This window comes from Halomicronema sp. CCY15110, from assembly GCF_016888165.1.
In the GTDB taxonomy this organism is placed as follows: Bacteria; Cyanobacteriota; Cyanobacteriia; order Phormidesmidales; family Phormidesmidaceae; genus Halomicronema.
The window spans coordinates 1-17,443 of the sequence record NZ_JACSWC010000422.1; the positions used below are offsets into that span (position 1 = coordinate 1).

Here is a 17,443-nt window from a genome sequence, read left to right on the forward strand (position 1 = left end):
AGGATTCTCCATCTCGATGACCCCATGTTTTCTGGCAGCATCCTACTACAACATGACTTGTGTGTACTTAGTAGCTCAAAAGCTGAGAAAGATAGGCAACTAGCCGTAGTTGGTCCCGTCACAATCAACTACGGCGCAGTCGCCTGCCCACACCGTCAATATTTAGTTGCTCTATCGGATCGCGCCACCGGTTAATTCCACGCGAGTGACCTGTTGGTCAATCTCGTTGTAGAAACAATCGGCTGTATTGCCAGTGACAGTATTGCGCATGGAAAGAACCCGGACTCCATTTTCCGGATCAACGGGTCCGATCGTAACCACTTCAATATCCGCAGCCCTGACCACCATTTCTTCCGCTGTACGTTGGATACAAGCAGCTTCCTGCGTGGGTGCAGAGGAGGAATCGGCCAATTCCACGCGTATCACCTGCTCGTCAATCTCGTTATAGAAACAATCCGCTGTACTGCCAGTGACAATATTGCTCATGGACAGCACCCGAACTCCATTTTCTGGATCGACCGGTCCAGTCGCGACGACGGCAACATCATCGGCCCTGACCACCATGGCTTCTGCCGTACTTTGAATACAAGCATTTTCCGGAGAGGATGACGACGAAGGGGGGCTTGTACAGGCTGTAGTTCCCACAACGAAAGCTAATAAACAGATACTTTTAGAAAATGAGCGCATTTTTCCTCTTATTTTAGAAAATGAAAATCACTCGCATGGTTGTGTTGTAAACATCGGTTTAAACCACGTCTAAGTTGAAAACTGGCGTGATGCTTAGCCATCAAAACCTCACCTAACCACTCCTTGAGAAGGAGAGGAACCAGATTGTCATTAAGTCTCTCCTTGAGAAGGAGAGGTGCCGCAGGCGGTGAGGTCGGACAAATGTCAAAACTCCACTTCTGAAGCTGGATGAGGTTTAGAACCAGAAAATCATCAGAGTCTTGACCTTATTAGATCACCCAAGTTTACATCCCACTGAGACATTTATTATGCAGGAAGTGTTCCGGATTAAAGAGATCGAAGTACTTAATTTATTGTAAATTTATTGCACTTGTATTTCGCCCTGTTATGTTGAACGCAGCCAGGAGAATCGTATTCATATTCTCTCGGGGAATTCACAACAAGCAACTTGTCTCTTTGTACATATTATTCAAGCTTGAAACCTGAACCTGGCTTAGCTAGTCCGGTTTGGCGTGCTTTTTTGGCCCATTTGCCCTCACCCTTAATCCCTCTTCCAAGTTTGGATAAGGAGGATCGGCGGCGTTAAGTACCAGGTACCTTTTGTCCGTCCCTTGTCACTGCTAAACCCAGTCCAATTTGAAAACTGGGGTTTTGCGTGTTTGGAAAAACCTCACCTAACCTCTCCTTGAGAAGGAGAGGAACCAGATTGTCATTAAGTCTCTCCTTGAGAAGGAGAGGTGCCGCAGGCGGTGAGGTCCGAGCAGATGCGGCGACTCCACTTCTGCCTCTGGATGAGGTTTAGATGCTGTCTAAAAGCAGAGAATGAACCGATGCACACGACTAACTACAGCAAGGTGGCAGCCCGTTCGGCGAGCAGCGATCGCTCGCCTTTCATCAATGTCATGTGCCCCCCCAGCGGATCGGCTTTGAACCGCTCCACCACGTAGGAAATACCGTTGCTGGCCGCATCCAAATAGGGGCTGTCGATTTGGTCAACATCGCCCGTGAGCACGATTTTGGTGCCCTCCCCAGCGCGGGTGAGAATCGTCTTGACCTCATGGGGCGTCAGGTTTTGGGCCTCATCAATAATCAAAAATTGCTTAGGAATGCTGCGCCCGCGAATGTAGGTCAGCGGTTCGATTTGCAGCAACCCTCGTTCCATCAATTCTTCGTGGCCGCGTCGCCAGTGGGAAGGCTTATTCGTGGCGTCAGCGGTGCCAAAAATCAGGTCAAAATTGTCGTAGAGCGGCTGCATCCAGGGGCTCAGCTTTTCGCCAATATCACCGGGTAAATACCCCAGATCGCGCCCCATGGGCACAATCGGTCGCGAGATCAACAGCCGCGTATAGTGCTTTTCGTTGAGGACTTGATGGAGCCCTGCGGCGATCGCCAGCAGGGTTTTACCCGTCCCGGCCTTGCCTTCTAATGTCACCAGCGGCACCGCGTCATTGAGCAGCAGTTCCAGGGCAAAGGCTTGCTCCCGGTTACGCGGGCGAATTTGCAAAACCCCCTCTTTGGGCAGGCGGGTCAGGGGGTTGAGTGACTGGCCCCGACTATCGGCAATCGCGATCGCGGTGTGATCCGGCTTCGTGAGATCCACCAGCGTCACCGCCTGATGGGGATATACAGCTTCGGGTAGATCCAGACGTTTGTTGGCAAAAAATTGGTCGATTTGATCTGGGGTCGCCGAGACCTCGCAGGCACCGCTATACAGCTCCTCGACATCGACTTTATCGGTCTCATAATCTTCGGCGGCCAACGCCAGGGCATCGGCTTTAATGCGCAAGTTGGTGTCTTTACTGACCAAAACTACGGGACATTGGCACTGCTGTTTCAGTTCCAGCCCCACCGCCAAGATCGCGTTGTCGCCTTTGTCGCCTTCCAGCTCTACCGGCAATTTTTGCAGCGTCTCGCGGTGGCACAACATCACCTTGAGGGTGCCGCCCGCTGGGGTAATGGGAATGCCGTCCGTCAAATTGCCGGTTTGCCGCAATTCGTCCAAGAGGCGCGAGGTATGGCGGGCATTGCGACCCACCATGTCCGGCTGTTTTTTGAAGCGATCGAGTTCCTCAATCACAGTGATGGGCAACACCACATCATTATCTTGGAACCGCCGCATGGCCTCTGGATCATGCAGCAGCACATTGGTATCTAACAGAAAAACCTTTTTCATGGGTAATTAATTACAGCTCCGAACGCTTTTGCCACTGGGCATGGGAGGCTTTGAGGAGGGCGATCGCCGCCTCGCAGTCGGCCACACATTTTGGAATCGATAAATCTGCCGGATCCGCCAGCGCCGGAGCCGCCTGAACCATATAACGATCGACCCAGCTCACTAAGTCAGCCCACATATCACCGACAAAGATCAGCGGCGTCTCGTGCAGCTTGCGCACTTGCAGAAGCTGCCAAATCATTAGCGCTTCCAAACTCGTACCGATGCCACCAGGCACCACCACAAAGGCATCAGAAAGGAGGACGAAGTGGTGCAGCCGCGAAAAAAATGTCCGGTGACTATACATTTCTTCGATAAACGGATTGCCCGCTTGCTCAAATTCCAGCGCCACTCGAATCCCAATCGAGCGGGTGAGATCTTCAGGATCCGCGATGACACTGCCTTCGTTCGCAGCTTGCATCAGGCCAGGGCCACCCCCGGTAATAATGTCGCAGCCCATCATCGTGAGTTCACTCGCGAGCTGACGAACACCCGCATATAACTCATCTTCTGGTTGCATCCGGGCCGAGCCAAAAATACTAACCCGATAGCGATCGCGTTTCGCAGGCCGAATCCGAGTGAGATTATTCACCACTTCCCACAACCCGAGCACTGATTCCTGAAGAATATCGAACGTCGCCTCATGATCTTGGATGGGCACCGTTTCCGAGACTGGACGGGGCAAGTTTTCGGGCGGGGGGGACTGACTCACAAACTTTGACGCTATTTAGGACACATTATGGAGGCTGACCTTCGCTTAGGGCGGGCAGCGCCACGATTTGTAACCGACGATGCTGGCGGCCTCTAAGGGCTGAGGGACGTCGCTGATCCGTCCGGAACTTGCTAAGTTAATCACCAGAGTGGCAAGTCCTTTGCCCACTTTGGTGTGCCCCCAGGTGCGCGTGCGATCGCGACGACTGCGGCCCACCGTTGAGCCTTAAAATTGGTTGATTGCTGGGGATTGCGGTCATGAGGCTAATCGGCGATCGCAGGGCGTTCGCCCCCCGGCCAGAGCCCCTTTCTCTTGGCAGCCTGTTTGTATCGATGGACGTTTGCTATGCCCTCTTTTACCGCTTTCCCTGTTCCTGATTTTGTCCAGGCTGACCACGTCGCGCAGGTATATCGCGTACCTTATCAAACACGGGCGATCGCGGCCCGCACCTGGGCGCAGCAGTATGCCATCACCCCAGCCAGTCAGGATGCCCTCCGGCTGTGCCTCTTGCTGATTGATGTGCAAAATACGTTTTGCCTGCCTGAATTTGAACTGTACGTCGGTGGCCGCTCCGGCCAGGGAGCCTTGGATGACAACCGACGGCTTAGCCAATTTATTTACCAAAACTTAGGCGTCATCACGGCGATCGCCCCCACCCTCGACACCCACACCGCCGCCCAAATCTTCCACCCCTTGTTCTGGATTGACAGCCAGGGGCAGCCCCCAGCCCCCATGACCATGATCAGCTATGACGAGGTGGGGGCGGGCAAATGGCAGGTGAACCCGGAGATGGCACCCTACATGGCCGTGGAAGACTTGCAAGAGTTTGCGCTGCACTACACCCGTCGCCTTACCCATGACAGCAAATATCCCCTCACCATTTGGCCCTACCATTCCATGCTGGGCGGCATTGGTCACGCCCTGGTTTCCGTGATTGAGGAAGCCTGTTTCTTCCACTCGGTAGCGCGCCACAGTCCCACCCTGTATGAAATCAAAGGCGACAACCCCCTCACGGAAAACTATTCCGTACTGAGTCCAGAAGTGCTGGAAGACGGCCAAGGAACCGCGATCGCTGCCAAAAATCAGCGGTTTACTGACCAGCTGCTGAACTTTGATGCGATCGTGGTGGCCGGTCAGGCCAAGAGCCACTGCGTCGCCTGGTCGGTCGAGGATCTGCTCACCGCAATTAATGCCCGTGATCCGCAACTGGCGCAGAAAGTGTATCTGCTCGAAGACTGCACCTCTCCGGTGGTGGTGCCCGACGTGGTGGACTTTACCAATGCGGCTAACGAAGCTTTTGAGCGGTTCGCCGCTGCCGGGATGCACCGCGTCACCACCGAGATGCCGCTGGCGGACTGGCCGGGACTCGCCCTGTAGCCGTTCCCATGAGCCGCTTTAGGAAGAGCGCTCGGCAGCCCGCAGGCGATTTTGCTCCAACGTCAGCTGCACATCCACCAGTTCAGATAGTTGTTCGGTCAGGCGATCGCTCTTTTTTTGCGCCGCGACTTTGCGATGCAGGGCGGCGCGGGCTAGGTCTTCGCGATCGCGCTGCAAGGCGGCGGTCGCCACTCGTTGCCAGGTATCCACGTCCTGACGGGCTTTGTCATACTCCTGCTTGAGGGTTCGGTGGGCGGCGGCGATGTTGCCCAGGGCGTCGTGAAATAAGGAAATCGCTTCTTCCGGGGCGCGATCGCTGACCGTTCCTTCGATCAAACGGCGCAAGTCCGGCAGGTTGTAGCGATCGATTTGCAACCCAAAGCCGGCGAGTTGCTCACAGTCGTTGCGGCCCGTTTTACACCAGTTAGCAAAATGTTCGCAGTTGTTAGTCAGCAGATCATAGCGCTGTTCGCCCAGCCGACTGTTCGCCCGCTGCACCACAATATGAGGCAAAAAGGCGAGCGATCGTGGCTTCACAAAGATCCTGCTCCCCCGCGCAAATAAATCTCGGGGGGTGCTGATAATTGTGGGCACCTCGCCCCCCTTGTAGTAGTGAATGATGGCGTCTGAGCCACAGTCAATGCCGTGGTGCTCATACACGCCCAGCACTCCAGCGACTTCGCGCATGGCATAGACCTGATCACCTAGCGCCATGATTCGCCCTCCAGATCACAATCTTGAGTGTCAAGACTGCACGGATGGCGGGCTCTCGGAGGTCGTTCGGTGCTCCGGATCAATGCGGGTCGGATGCACATCGGCAGCCTCCGGCTCGGCGGCGTCAAACTCGACTTTGGTGCGACTCTCGACGTTCGTCTGCAGCTTGCGTAAGGCACTCATCGAGTCGGGAGCCTCTTGGCTGATGTTGATCTGAATGTTGGGGCCAGAGCGCGCCAACCGAATCACCATGCCGTCTTCTGCGGCCGCCTGGGCCACTCGCTTGCCATCCAGGTAAGTACCGTTCGTACCCAGATTCACAATTTCCCAACCCGCATCAGTCTGTCGTAATTCAACATGATGGCGAGAGACCACGGCACTGTAGAGCACCACTTGATTTTCAGTAGAGCGACCAATTCGAATGACGGAGTCTTCTTCGAATGTCCAATGTTGGACGGGCTTCTTATTCAGAGGATGTAGTAGCGAAAGAGTAATCACATCTCTCAACCTATAGGCGATAGCAAACTGCTGGCATTAGCTGGGAATTAGCTTAAGGGTAAACCACTTAGCCAGACTGGAAAATAAAAGTAACTTTATCTCCTTTACCCAGGGCGATGCGATCGCCCGCACGGAGCCGGTGGCGATTACCCGGCGGCAACGGCATATTGTTGACATAGGTGCCGTTCGAGCTACCTACATCTTCAATGTAGTAAATGTCGCCCTCAACCCGAATGTTGGCATGTACCCGCGAAACAATTTCTGAATCAGGAAACCCTGACACATCAATGGTGGGGGGAATGCGATCGTTCGGTTTCCCCAGGTGAATGATCGTTAACTGATGAGGCAGTTCTAGAGGCGTGTTGGTCTGAACGTGTAATAGCTTCGCCTGATTAACTTGCAGTTGCGTTGACCCCAGATTCGCCGCACCTGCCCCTGGCCTCGCTGGCAAGGGCGGTGGCGGGGTCGCGGCCGCCGTCAGCTCACTGGCATTACTTTCTAGCGGAGCCACAATGTTGGGCGGCGACGTGGGTAGGGGCGGCGGCGGCCCTGGGGCGGTGGTAGCATCGGGCGCGTTGACTGCCGGATTAGTGGTGATCAAGGGCTCGGGCGGCAACAATTCCGGAATCTCGACGTCGTCGTCAATGCCGGGAACGGTGGCCTCATAGTCGGGCTCGCTGGGGCTCTCGGGGCTAGTCGCTATCGCTACGGGTGCGGGGCTCGCCGATTCGCTGGCAGGGGCACTCACTGCCCTTAAGTCAAACCCACATTGCCCACAAAAGCTGGCATCCGATTGCACTGTCGCTTGGCAACTGGGACAAGTCGCCAACACTGGCAAGGGAGTGTAGCAAGCCTCGCACTGGACTGCACCATCAGGATTTTGATGATTACAGTTAGGGCAAACGATCATGACAGTACCTTGTGTCTGGTGATCATCGTCAAAGAGCGTACCCGCAGCACGTACCGAAACTGGGCGGCAGTGTGGCAGCGACGCCTCATCTTGTGCACATAAATGATAGGCGAAAACGACAGTTCTGCTACAAGGAGACGGCGCGATCGCGCCAAAAAAACTTTCCGTCAGCCGAGCTACGACTTCATTTGTCGCTTCAGATCTTCGAGTTCGGCTTCCGTTTCCCAGCGCTGAAAAGTCTCTTCGAGCGGATCCAGCGGTTGATTGAAATTATGGGGTATGTTTTGTTGCCACCCCGCCGTTTGCTCATTGGGACTGGTGGCAGTGGTGGCCGCGCGATTGGCCTCAGCTGCGGCAATTTTGACCTTCAACTCGCGGCGGCGATCGTGAATCTGCCGCTGTAACTGGCGGGTCTTTTCCATCTGCTCTTTGACGCCCTGCATTTGCCCCCACAGGTGATTGCCCTCGCGTAGTAGGGCGGCTTCTCGAGCTTGGGCGGGCTGGGCCAGGTCTTCGCGGTTGGCGGCTTGGGCTTTCTTGATGCGCTCATGCCAGCGCTGAATTTCTTGAGCAGTGGCTAAGATGCTGTCTTCTAATTGCTGCTGTCGCCGCTTGAGCGTACCGAGCAAGTTAATGGCATCTTCTTCCTGCCCCCGGAGTTGCTCTTCCAGAGCCATCAATTCCAGGTGCGGATTGGCCTTCAAAAATTCATCTAAGCGATTTTCTAAAAATCGGCTTAAATCTTCAAACAGTCCCATGTCGCCGACTCCTTGGGTGAACTGTTTTCACTGTAAGCGATGATTTGCAACCATTCTGCGCGATCGCCCCCCAAAGTGATGTTGCCCTAAGTGCTTGCTCCCCTTGGCCACGGAGGCATGACTCAACTGATCAATGATTGCCCTGGCAATCATTGCCCTCAATCAGTGAAGATTGCTTAGGATCTGCATCGATGGTCAAATCCGCTGATGGCTGTTGATTCTAGAATTCTTGACCAATGTAGAGGGTCCGCACTTCGCCATTGCGACGGACGACCGCCTCTTCATTGGCGACTGATACGAGCAGCCAACCACTGTTGCCTACGCGCTCGCCAATGTAGACCCGCTGCGGCACCCCGGCAATTTCAAACAGGGCGGCGGAGCGATCGCCCAATTCCAGCACCCCTAAGAGGGTTTGGGTATTGACTGCCGCCGGGGTGGGGTTACTGCTCACCCCGTTGGTTGTGGGATTGTAGGCGGTATTGGGCGCGGCGGTGGGGGCAGGCACCGTTGCCGCCTGCGAGGCGGGATAAGGGACATAAACCCGCTCAATGACGTTGACGGGACCAGGAACGCTGGGAACGCCATTGGGCGCTCCGGGGGACAGCACGTTATTGCCCATCGGCGGCAGGCCAGCGCCATTGCCACCATTCAGCGCGACCGCCACATCACCCACGTTGCTGGCCGCCGTTGGGGTGGCGGTCGTCGCATTTTGAGTGATCACTTCTAGCGATCGCCGCAAATACTCTAAAAACTCGGCATTCGCATTCGCCATGGGCACTTCCGTCGGTACGGTCGTGGGGGCAACCGCCGCTAGTTGCGCGGTTTGCCGTTGCTGCATCCAGACCCCCAACGTCGCGAGCACCATTAGCCCCGCAGCGCCGAGCAACGCCCGATTCACCGTCCAAAAACTTTTCGCCGGAGCCGGGGCCGTCGAGTCAGTCGCCGGAGCCTTGTCGCCCTCATCTGCCATCACTGGCACCAATGGCGTTGATGTAGTTGCCAGGTCAGTCGAGATCGCCGCCGTCGCTGGATCTAGTAACTCCGCAGCTGAGTCTCCAGCCTCAAAGCTGAGGGGCATCGCTGCGACTGGGGCTGGTTCGGCTAGGGGCGGCTGGGCCAGCTTCGCCAGCGCCTCTTCATCCCCTTCTAAAGCCCGCTCAACATCGCCAAACAGCTCGCTCATTAATTGATCCGCCGAAGCATCCGCCATCTGAATCGGATGCGACGACTCAGATAAAGATTGAGAATCGAGTGGAGGAACTTTGCTATCAATCATGCTGTAATTCCGCAGAATAACCGTGCTCAATTTAGTCAATTATGGTCGAGACCACCCCAAGCATTTAAAAGCCTGCATAGACGTTAACAAGCCAGCTTCAGATGCCACCTATCCACGCCAAATTGCTAAGAAAGTTAACAACTTGGCGGCCAGGGTTGACGCCTGAAAAAACACAGTCGTGTTTTTAGATGCCGAGGCTACGGCTCAATATTAATCGCGCTTGGCAGAAACGGCACTGCTGAGGCGCTTTTTTTCGGCAACACAGGGGGTGTCCAACTGCGGGCCAGGCTGCGGGGGCGATCGCTCAGCGCACTGTGTTAGTATGCTGGGTGTCTGTAAACGGGATGTAGCGCAGCTTGGTAGCGCGCCTGCTTTGGGAGCAGGATGTCGCAGGTTCGAATCCTGTCATCCCGATTGAATTGAGCACATGGCCGATTTACTCAGTGGACTAAGGGGTCATTGTGAGGCGGTCGAAAGTTGCTAGCATAATTTTCAACATGGTAACTACTAGGCCGTGGCTCTCCGGCGACAATCGCTGCTTGAGTGAGGGGAATGCTGGTGCAGCATTGAAATGATGATCGCGAGCGGTGGCTCTCTAGATACTGGAGTGTCCCCAAGCGATATCGCTCGGTCAACCGAAATCAGCGTGATTAAACTTTCGGTTAATGTGGCGACTCTGTGCGGGTGCCTCATGTGGCCCCACTGCCAGCCCCAAATTGTTGTTTTTAAGGATGGATTAGAGGCTTTTATGCAAGGAATTTTTCGCCAATTGGCTTCCACAGGTCTGACTGGACTGGCGATCGCCGGCTGTGCGTTGATGGCTCCAGCTCCGGCATTAGCCTTGTCGGAACAGGAAATTCTGGAAAAGTTAGAGTCCATCCCGGTTTTTCTCATCGTGAACGGTGACGGGCAATCGCTAACGGCCAGCGTCGGCGAGACAGAAGAGGAGCAGGTACAGGTACCGCTGGTGTTCATCAATTCCACGGAGGCCGAGAATTTCTTGACCGCAGCCGCAGAAGAGGATTCGCCTATTGCTGAGGGGGCACAGTTAGCGGTCTTGCCCTTAAATCAGGTATATTCCCAAGCGAGTTCTCAGCTCGACAGTCCAGAGTCGCTGGTTTATGTCCCCAGTGTTCAATCAGTGCAGGAAGCATCACAAATTGCTCAGCAAGAATTTCAGGGGGTGCCCTTATACGCAGCGGTCAATCTAGAGGAGGGACAATATCTGCTCACTAGCGACAACACGCTGCCGATGTTCTTTTCGCTGGCAGATTTGCAGTCACAGGTGTCAGCGCTGATCGATACCAATCCGGCAATTGAAGAGGTGATCGGCGTTGAGGTCACAACCTTCGAAGGCATTTTGAGCAATATGGCGGCGAATGACCCAGATATTGATGAATTTTTAGAGCTGGTACAGTTTGTGCCGTCATCTCAGACGTTGCAGTACCTGGATTCTTTGTCGACCGGGGCGAATTAAACGCTCTGCGGCTGAATCACCTCCCTAAACAACCCGGTTTCGGCGGCGCTCAACCTTCCAGCTACAAGAGTTGAGCGCCGCCGAATTTTGATCTCGATTTACCAGGATTGTATTTTCAAACGAGCCACTACTCGGTTGAAGCAGGCTCATCATGATTAATGACGGCCCGGACTGAGAGCCCATTGAGGAGACCGATCACTTCGTTGATCAATGAATAAGGGCGATCGCCGCTCAGTCGTGGTCGCCCTTATTCATTGGCATGTTCAATGATGGGGCAGTAGTCAGCATCCATATTTTGGCGTTGATCAGCTTCCCGAATTAGGACTTGTAGCTGCTGTTTCAATGCCTGTAGCTGTTGAATGCGATCGTCAATTTCAACGACTTTTTCTTGGAACTTATGGCGCACATTTTGACAAGGCCGCTGGCCCGAGTCGGCAATCCCCAAAATATCTTGAATGTCATTGAGGCTTAGCCCCAGGGCCTGCGACTGACGAATAAAGCTCAGGCGCGGCAGCACGGATGGCGCAAACAAACGAAACCCCCCAGACGTGCGCTTGGCAGCTTCAATCAGGCCGCGCTCTTCATAGAAGCGAATTGTTTTGACGGGTAATTGACTCTGGGCACTGACCTGACCAATTTTGAGTAATTCGGGTTGGGCCTGTAACATTTCGCTTTCCCCCCTAACCTGCGTTCGTTCACTAAGCCTACCTTCTATCTCTAGTGAACTGGAGGGTGCGTGGTGTTTCGTAACGTCTTGCGCGGCAATCGGGACTTGTACAACTTAGCAAGTTAGGCGTCCCTGATCAGGCGACAGGCGACAGAATTGGGCACCTGAGGATCGTCAAAAGTGAATGACCCGGAGCGGCACATCCCCCATGACCAGCTTGATCACTCCCCTCTCACGTCCGATGTCGACCGCCAAAAAGCAAGTGCTACGGATCTTCCGACGATAACGGCTCTGGGGCACTGTCTAACAACCCTAACAACGGGCCGATAATCGCCCCAAAGACAAAGCCCCCGGCATGGGCCCAGTAGGCAATTCCCCCCTCAGCCATGCCGATGTTGGCAGGGGCATTGAGACTAGCCAAGCCGTAAGATGCCTGCTGCAAAAACCAAATACCCAAGTAAAACATCGCGGGAATTCGCAAGGGTAGAAAGAAGAAGCCTAGAGGCACGATAGTCAGGATGCGGACATCGGGAAATCGAAAAATATAGGCTCCCATAATGCCCGCGATCGCTCCACTCGCGCCGAGAGACGGCACCTCGGAATACATGCCAAAGAACCACTGCGTCAACGTTGCCAGAATGCCGCAGATTAAATAGAACAACAAAAAGCGGGCATGGCCGAGCTCTTCTTCAACGTTGTTCCCAAAGATCCACAGGTAGAGCATATTGCCACCCACGTGCAAAAACCCCGCATGCATAAATTGTGCCGAAACCAGGGTGAACCACTCATGTGCCGTAAAGATGGTGAACCCGCCGGGGGCTTGCAGCGCCTGTGTGAGCTGTTCTGGAACCACCGCCCAAGTGCGAAAGAACGTCATCAGTTCCATCGGGGACAGCGTTAACTCATAGAAAAACACCAGTAAATTGACGGCAATCAAGCCATAGGTCACATAGGGCGTAATCTTGATCGGGTTGTCATCTTTGAGAGGAACCACAGCACACCAATAATCTTTCAATTGGCAAGTTATCAAATGCCGCCCCCCTGCACGACCATCAACCGGATGATTCTGCTTGGGACGCTCATGACCACCGTCTCAGGGCTTCACCACGACTGACGCTTTGCTGGGTATTGAGGGGAGTGCTTGGGTGAGCCGCAAGAGCCGAAAATACAGATCCAGAGGGCGATGCAGACCTGCTTTGCGATCGCCAGTCATCTCTTACTCACTCATGTTTACGTTGAGTCATAATTCGCCCACGATGATGATGAGACACTTGACAAAAGCAAAAAATAACCGTATATTTATATACAGAAAGCAAATCGTTCATCCGACCAGCACATCTGGACAGGACGGAAGTAAGAGAGTAATTCTCTGAAGGAACGCGCCTCTTTCACTACACGATCAACATCACTGTTGTCATTTGGAGGCGAGATTATGAGCTTACGTTATCGTGGTGCAGATTACGAACCCTGCCAGACTGGTTTCAACTACTTTGAAGAAGTCATTGGTACTTACCGAGGTGCAGTTGTGACTCGTCGAGTTGCGACTAATGCTCCTAACCAGCATATCGATGGTTTAACCTATCGCGGTGCCAAGGTTAAGTAGTCTGTTCACTCATCCAATCGTTCATCCGACCAGTGCATCTGGACAGGACGGAAGTAAGAGAGTAATTCTCTGAAGGAACGCGCCTCTCGATTCATTGCAAACCATTCGCAAGAGGCGAAAATATCATGACTTTACGTTATCGCGGCGTTGAATACGACACTCACACTCCTCAAGTGCAGTTGGCGGAAGAAGTAATTGGTCAATATCGGGGCGCAACCGTGACCCGCCATGTGGCTAACAACTTGCACGCCGACCACGTTGATGGTCTAGTCTATCGCGGCGCAAAAGTTCGCTAATTTCTGTTTCGTTAATCGTTCATCCGACCAGTGCATCTGGACAGGACGGAAGTAAGGGCACAACGCCTTGAAGGAACGCGCCTCTCATTCACTGCAAACCATTCGCAAGAGGCGAAAATATCATGACTTTACGTTATCGCGGCGCTGAATACGACACTCACACTACCGAAGTGCAGTTGGCGGAAGAAGTAATTGGTCAATATCGGGGCGCAACTGTAACCCGCCATGTCGCTAAGAACTTGCACGCCGAGCACGTCGATGGCTTGATCTATCGCGGCGCAAAAGTTAAATAGTTGAGACTTGTTCTCTAGGCCATGTTGTTTAGCGTGGCCCAGGAGTAAGAGTTAAGGAGCGGCGTATCTCATTGCGGCATTAAGCCAAAGATGAGATGCGCCCTTTTTATTGGCAAACTGTCTTGGTTGGCTTCAGCAATTCTAAGGATGGCTTTCTTGGGGACTGAGCAAGCCAGTAACGCTCAGGCTGAGCAATTGCTCTAGAGCTTCGCACCGGGGTCAGACCTGAATGAAACGATAGGTTGTGTGTGCGGCCCGAAATTGGCAGCGCTGGGTCACCTCAACTGTTGTCGGAGGACAGTACAGGCAGAGATCCTGGGCTAGTAGCGCCGAACAGCGATGCGGGAAGGGGCTGAGCGTTTCACAGCAGTAGCTGGGGGGGAGCGAGCCAAAACAGGGTGCTGTGACCAATCGCGTCCTTGGCGGGGGGCACCTCGACCCCAATGACACCCGTTTTTTTCAGTCGCCAGTTGTGACTCCCCTGGCCATGCACGAGGAGTTGCGCCCAGTGGCTCAGATCTGGCTCATGGCCAACCAGCGCTAGACGACTGACAGGATGGGCCATTTGCCAATCGGTGAGCCAGGACAACCAGTGTTGTAACTCACCGCCAGGAGCCAGCACCTCTAGCGTTGCCGAGGTCGGAGCTAGATCGGCTTCGAGCAAAATTTGGGTGGTTTGGTGAGCGCGCACGAGGGGGCTGGTCAGGATGAGTTCGACGCGACAACCTAGCTGCACCAGGCGATCGCCGATCGCTCGGGTGCGCAACCGGCCTTTCTCCGTCAAGGGGCGCTCCCTGTCCTGGGCATAGGTTCCCCGGTTGGCGGCGATGCCATGACGGATGAAATAGAGTTCAGTCTGTGGAGATGAGTCCATCTTCAGGATTTACGAGTCGCCAGAGCTTTTGTTTAATCTGCATATCGAAGACTTCCCATTTTAGACGGTTGTAGTCGCTGTTTTCGTAGAAACCAGACAGGAAACCGACTGGAATACCAAAGCCGCCAGCAGTGGTACGCCCCCCGCCAAAGAACCGCCCTTCTAAATCTTGACCAAAGGCTTCTTTGATAAATTCGTCGGGGTCAAGGGTGATTTTGCTGGTGCGTAGAGACCCAATCACCACTTCGCGCTCTTCATCTTCGTCGTGGACGATGCCGTACACCACTGCCGTATGGATGTTTTCTTCGGTGACGAGAAAGTCAGCGGCTTGGGGAATGGCGTCGCGATCGTCATAGCGCAAATATCCCACACCCGCGATGGAAACGTTATTTTGGATGGTGCGGTTGCGCAGCGATCGCTCAATCACATCCATCACTCGTTTCGAACGCGAGGCTCGGAGGATGGCCCCCAACAGTTGTGGATCATAAAAATTGCTGAGATATGCCGCCGCCATAAAGTCCGCTTCGGCGGCATGCATCAGGTTATTGGTGTCTGATCGCAGGCCGTGCATCAGCGCGGTAGCACATTTCACATGGGTACTGTTGCTGCGATCGAGAGTGAGCAGCACCTTGCTCTGTAGATATTGCGTGAGAATGGTTGCCGTCGCCCGAATGTGGGGCCGCACGTCAATCAGCGTGGCGTTGATGTCTTTTTGCGGGGCATGGTGATCGACCACGAGAAACAGCGACAAGTTTGCTTCTTCGACTTGCCGAGTCAGTTGGGAGGTCGCGCCCTGGGTATCGAGCAGCACGTAGGCTTGGTACTTGCTCAAGTCCGGGCCGGTCTTCGTTTGGGGGTTCCAGCGGCGGGCAGGCAAGCCTGAGAGCCGCACCAGCGCAATGTTTTCCTGATGGCTCAGGGTACCGCCGTAGTAGATATCGCAGTCAATATCATATTGCTGACAGATGAGGCGATAGGCCCACGCTGAAGAGAGGGCATCGGGATCGGGGAAATCCTGAATCAGAACTAAATGGCGATCGCCCGAGCGCTGTGACAGCAACTTATCCAGCCGTTCAATTAGATTAATGCGATCGCGCTGGCTGGTCGTGCCGCCGGCTGCCTTGCCCACCGTCGCCGGCACGGCATGCACAGGGCCGTGCCCCATGGCAGACATGGGGGCGGAGCCATTGGCGGGAGCAGAAGTCGAATCAGTCACAGTTATTCCGGAGTGTCTATTATTACGATAGCTCTCCCCTTCGCTCTCCGCACCCTTTCGACCCTGGAAAGAGGTGCTGGATTATCTGCCCATATGTGGCCCAAGGCCGTCGGCAAAGAATGGGCAAAGAGCAAACCATTGGTATTTTACAACGACTCGAATCAGGCCCTTGCACTGCTACCAATCGATTTCAGCGATCGCCGCTCGGCAGCCATCGCTGAAATCGCTGAAATCGATTAAAATGAGACGTACATACGTCATCGCCAATCGTCGCTTAATCGGCTAAACCGTTGGGATGAATCGCCCTATCTGAGGTTTGGATATTCAGACCCAAACGTCAGTCTGAGTAGGGAGATGCCACTCCACCAGCAACTTGTCGGTTAACCGAAGGTAAATTCATGTGTACATCTCGGTTTCGTGTGTTATCGTGACCAAGTGAAAATCAAATACGTGATTCAGCCACAGTTTCAACGGCTGTTTGGAATTTTTTACCCGCTTTAAGTTCATACGTCACAGAGTCAACTAGCAATACGTTTTGAGGGCTAGTGTTTCTGGGTATAGGGTTTGGCGAATAATTGACTTCTCAAACGGCGAATTTAGTGGCCTGAGATCGCGATTTAACGACGTTTTTTTGGAATTTTTTCGATTTTGAATATGAGTGAAACGCTGACCAGCCGCCAGGTTGCCCACCCCATGGTGAAATTTCAACGACAGGTAAACTCTTTGGTCAAACGCGACATTGTGCAGCCCGAAGACAGTATTTGGAAAATCGCGCTTTTGTTTGGTGACGAATGGGCTCACTGGAAACGCGAACTGGAAGAATTTGAATTTTCCACCAAAGATCCCATTAGCGACCTAATCGCGGTGGAATCTTGGGAAGAAGAGTAAATCCCCATCCAGAGATGTCTCAGGGGACGGTTTCTATTGAGTTGAACAGGCCCTGCTTCCACTCTGGCCCTAAGGAGTCGTTCCCTGAGTTTTCAGGCAAACACTACCGTCCGGTTGCCGTAGACCAAAACGCGGTTTTGCAAATGCAGTCGGACGCCCCTAGCGAGAACAATGCGTTCTAAATCTTTGCCTTTGCGGATCAGGTCTTTCACATCGTCGCGATGGGTAATGCGCACCACATCCTGCTCGATGATTGGCCCCGCATCTAAGTTTTCGGTCACATAGTGAGCCGTTGCCCCGATAATTTTAACCCCGCGTTCATGGGCGCGATGATAGGGTTGTGCGCCCATAAACGCGGGCAAAAATGAGTGATGAATATTGACCACGTTGGGAAACTGCACTAGAAAATCCCCGCTCAGAATTTGCATATATTTGGCCAGCACCACCAAGTCGATGTTGTATTGCTCTAGCAGCGCTAGCTGCTTGGCCTCTGACTCGGCTTTGGTATCGCGGCTCATGGGCACGTGGTGAAAATCAATGCCGAACTGCTCGGCAATGGGCCTGAGGGTTGCATGGTTGCTCATGATGAGGGGAATATTCGCGGCGAATTCTTTGGCCTGATGTCGCCAGAGCAAATCAAGCAGGCAGTGGTCTTGACGGCTCACCCAAATGGCAATGCGCGGTACCGCGTCGGAAAAGCACAGTTGCCAGTCAGCCCCCAAGGGTTGGGCGATCGCATTAAAGGCTGGCCCAATCAACTCTTGGGGCAGGTTAAAGCCCCCCAAACTCCACTCAATTCGCGACAAAAAGAGTCCGCTGGCTTCGTCGCGATGTTGATCGGCGTGGATAATATTGCCACCGTTGGCGTAGATGAAGTTGGCGATTTTAGCCACTAGGCCTTGCTGATCGGGACAGGAAATTAGCAAGGTCGCCGACGGATATCGGGTAGATTGTGTCATTACTCAAAAGCGATATGGAAGATCTC

General features: G+C 53.8%; 21 protein-coding genes, 1 tRNA gene and 3 riboswitches. Of the genes, 8 read left to right on the plus strand and 14 right to left on the minus strand.

Annotation, left to right across the window (positions count from 1 at the left end; translation table 11 throughout):
- Nucleotides 1-171: 171 nt before the first annotated feature.
- The 4 genes from JUK32_RS22650 to JUK32_RS22665 all read right to left on the minus strand — a co-directional run bounded on the left by JUK32_RS22650 (nucleotide 172) and on the right by JUK32_RS22665 (nucleotide 3,827).
- A complete protein-coding gene (locus JUK32_RS22650; RefSeq protein WP_204141144.1) occupies nucleotides 172-687 on the minus strand; it encodes a hypothetical protein in 516 nt (171 codons plus the stop codon).
- Between the two features lie 844 nt (nucleotides 688-1,531).
- Entirely contained in the window at nucleotides 1,532-2,860 is a 1,329-nt protein-coding gene (locus JUK32_RS22655) for a PhoH family protein (protein WP_204141145.1), read from the minus strand.
- A 10-nt stretch (nucleotides 2,861-2,870) separates the two neighbouring features.
- Complete coding sequence (locus JUK32_RS22660) at nucleotides 2,871-3,611, minus strand: LOG family protein (RefSeq protein WP_309224610.1); 741 nt, start codon at nucleotides 3,609-3,611, stop codon at nucleotides 2,871-2,873.
- A 45-nt stretch (nucleotides 3,612-3,656) separates the two neighbouring features.
- On the minus strand, nucleotides 3,657-3,827 hold the full coding sequence (locus JUK32_RS22665; RefSeq protein ID WP_204141146.1) for a hypothetical protein: 171 nt from the start codon (nucleotides 3,825-3,827) through the stop codon (nucleotides 3,657-3,659).
- Between the two features lie 129 nt (nucleotides 3,828-3,956).
- On the opposite strand from JUK32_RS22665, the gene JUK32_RS22670 reads away from it, so the two are divergent.
- A complete protein-coding gene (locus JUK32_RS22670) occupies nucleotides 3,957-4,988 on the plus strand; it encodes an isochorismatase (RefSeq protein WP_204141147.1) in 1,032 nt (343 codons plus the stop codon).
- A gap of 18 nt (nucleotides 4,989-5,006) precedes the next feature.
- On the opposite strand, the gene JUK32_RS22675 is transcribed toward JUK32_RS22670, so the two are convergent.
- From JUK32_RS22675 to JUK32_RS22695, 5 genes are all read right to left on the minus strand, one after another.
- Nucleotides 5,007-5,702, minus strand: coding sequence for a lecithin retinol acyltransferase family protein (locus tag JUK32_RS22675; protein WP_204141148.1), 696 nt, complete (start codon nucleotides 5,700-5,702; stop codon nucleotides 5,007-5,009).
- Nucleotides 5,703-5,732: 30 nt separating this feature from the next.
- A complete protein-coding gene (locus JUK32_RS22680) occupies nucleotides 5,733-6,200 on the minus strand; it encodes an FHA domain-containing protein (protein WP_204141149.1) in 468 nt (155 codons plus the stop codon).
- Nucleotides 6,201-6,267: 67 nt separating this feature from the next.
- Nucleotides 6,268-7,110, minus strand: coding sequence for an FHA domain-containing protein (locus JUK32_RS22685; protein WP_204141150.1), 843 nt, complete (start codon nucleotides 7,108-7,110; stop codon nucleotides 6,268-6,270).
- Between the two features lie 176 nt (nucleotides 7,111-7,286).
- A complete protein-coding gene (locus tag JUK32_RS22690; protein WP_204141151.1) occupies nucleotides 7,287-7,868 on the minus strand; it encodes a TIGR04376 family protein in 582 nt (193 codons plus the stop codon).
- Nucleotides 7,869-8,088: 220 nt separating this feature from the next.
- Nucleotides 8,089-9,144, minus strand: a complete 1,056-nt coding sequence (locus JUK32_RS22695) for a hypothetical protein (protein ID WP_204141152.1) — start codon at nucleotides 9,142-9,144, stop codon at nucleotides 8,089-8,091.
- A 340-nt stretch (nucleotides 9,145-9,484) separates the two neighbouring features.
- Here JUK32_RS22695 and JUK32_RS22700 point away from each other — a divergent pair.
- Nucleotides 9,485-9,558, plus strand: a tRNA-Pro gene (locus tag JUK32_RS22700).
- A 334-nt stretch (nucleotides 9,559-9,892) separates the two neighbouring features.
- Complete coding sequence (locus JUK32_RS22705; RefSeq protein WP_204141153.1) at nucleotides 9,893-10,621, plus strand: Tic22 family protein; 729 nt, start codon at nucleotides 9,893-9,895, stop codon at nucleotides 10,619-10,621.
- 247 nt (nucleotides 10,622-10,868) lie between these two features.
- On the opposite strand, the gene JUK32_RS22710 is transcribed toward JUK32_RS22705, so the two are convergent.
- Nucleotides 10,869-11,288 carry a MerR family DNA-binding protein gene (locus tag JUK32_RS22710; RefSeq protein WP_204141154.1) on the minus strand — a complete coding sequence of 140 codons (420 nt, stop codon included), beginning with the start codon at nucleotides 11,286-11,288 and terminating at the stop codon, nucleotides 10,869-10,871.
- 265 nt (nucleotides 11,289-11,553) lie between these two features.
- Nucleotides 11,554-12,282, minus strand: a complete 729-nt coding sequence (locus JUK32_RS22715) for a rhomboid family intramembrane serine protease (RefSeq protein ID WP_204141155.1) — start codon at nucleotides 12,280-12,282, stop codon at nucleotides 11,554-11,556.
- 322 nt (nucleotides 12,283-12,604) lie between these two features.
- Nucleotides 12,605-12,672, plus strand: a riboswitch (Glutamine riboswitch).
- A 48-nt stretch (nucleotides 12,673-12,720) separates the two neighbouring features.
- Here JUK32_RS22715 and JUK32_RS22720 point away from each other — a divergent pair.
- The 3 genes from JUK32_RS22720 (at nucleotide 12,721) to JUK32_RS22730 (ending at nucleotide 13,480) form a co-directional block, all read left to right on the plus strand.
- Nucleotides 12,721-12,891 (plus strand): DUF4278 domain-containing protein, encoded by a 171-nt coding sequence (locus JUK32_RS22720; RefSeq protein ID WP_204141156.1) that lies wholly within the window; start codon nucleotides 12,721-12,723, stop codon nucleotides 12,889-12,891.
- A 16-nt stretch (nucleotides 12,892-12,907) separates the two neighbouring features.
- Nucleotides 12,908-12,975, plus strand: a riboswitch (Glutamine riboswitch).
- Nucleotides 12,976-13,016: 41 nt separating this feature from the next.
- Nucleotides 13,017-13,187, plus strand: a complete 171-nt coding sequence (locus tag JUK32_RS22725) for a DUF4278 domain-containing protein (protein ID WP_204141157.1) — start codon at nucleotides 13,017-13,019, stop codon at nucleotides 13,185-13,187.
- A gap of 14 nt (nucleotides 13,188-13,201) precedes the next feature.
- Nucleotides 13,202-13,269, plus strand: a riboswitch (Glutamine riboswitch).
- A gap of 40 nt (nucleotides 13,270-13,309) precedes the next feature.
- A complete protein-coding gene (locus tag JUK32_RS22730) occupies nucleotides 13,310-13,480 on the plus strand; it encodes a DUF4278 domain-containing protein (protein ID WP_204141158.1) in 171 nt (56 codons plus the stop codon).
- A 361-nt stretch (nucleotides 13,481-13,841) separates the two neighbouring features.
- Here the strand turns inward: JUK32_RS22730 and sixA are convergent, their stop codons facing one another.
- On the minus strand, nucleotides 13,842-14,354 hold the full coding sequence (gene sixA, locus JUK32_RS22735) for a phosphohistidine phosphatase SixA (protein WP_204141159.1): 513 nt from the start codon (nucleotides 14,352-14,354) through the stop codon (nucleotides 13,842-13,844).
- Nucleotides 14,332-15,528 carry a bifunctional oligoribonuclease/PAP phosphatase NrnA gene (locus JUK32_RS22740; protein ID WP_204141189.1) on the minus strand — a complete coding sequence of 399 codons (1,197 nt, stop codon included), beginning with the start codon at nucleotides 15,526-15,528 and terminating at the stop codon, nucleotides 14,332-14,334. The genes sixA and JUK32_RS22740 overlap by 23 nt, the downstream gene beginning before the upstream one ends.
- 54 nt (nucleotides 15,529-15,582) lie before the next feature.
- Between JUK32_RS22740 and JUK32_RS22745 the strand changes: the two genes are divergently transcribed.
- Together JUK32_RS22745 and JUK32_RS22750 are read left to right on the plus strand one after the other, a co-directional pair.
- Entirely contained in the window at nucleotides 15,583-15,810 is a 228-nt protein-coding gene (locus tag JUK32_RS22745) for a hypothetical protein (protein ID WP_204141160.1), read from the plus strand.
- A gap of 414 nt (nucleotides 15,811-16,224) precedes the next feature.
- Nucleotides 16,225-16,458 (plus strand): DUF4327 family protein, encoded by a 234-nt coding sequence (locus tag JUK32_RS22750; RefSeq protein WP_239112975.1) that lies wholly within the window; start codon nucleotides 16,225-16,227, stop codon nucleotides 16,456-16,458.
- A 92-nt stretch (nucleotides 16,459-16,550) separates the two neighbouring features.
- On the opposite strand, the gene purU is transcribed toward JUK32_RS22750, so the two are convergent.
- The gene (gene purU / locus JUK32_RS22755) at nucleotides 16,551-17,417 is read right to left on the minus strand and encodes a formyltetrahydrofolate deformylase (RefSeq protein ID WP_204141161.1); all 867 of its coding nucleotides are present in this window, start codon (nucleotides 17,415-17,417) and stop codon (nucleotides 16,551-16,553) included.
- Between the last annotated feature and the right edge of the window lie 26 nt (nucleotides 17,418-17,443).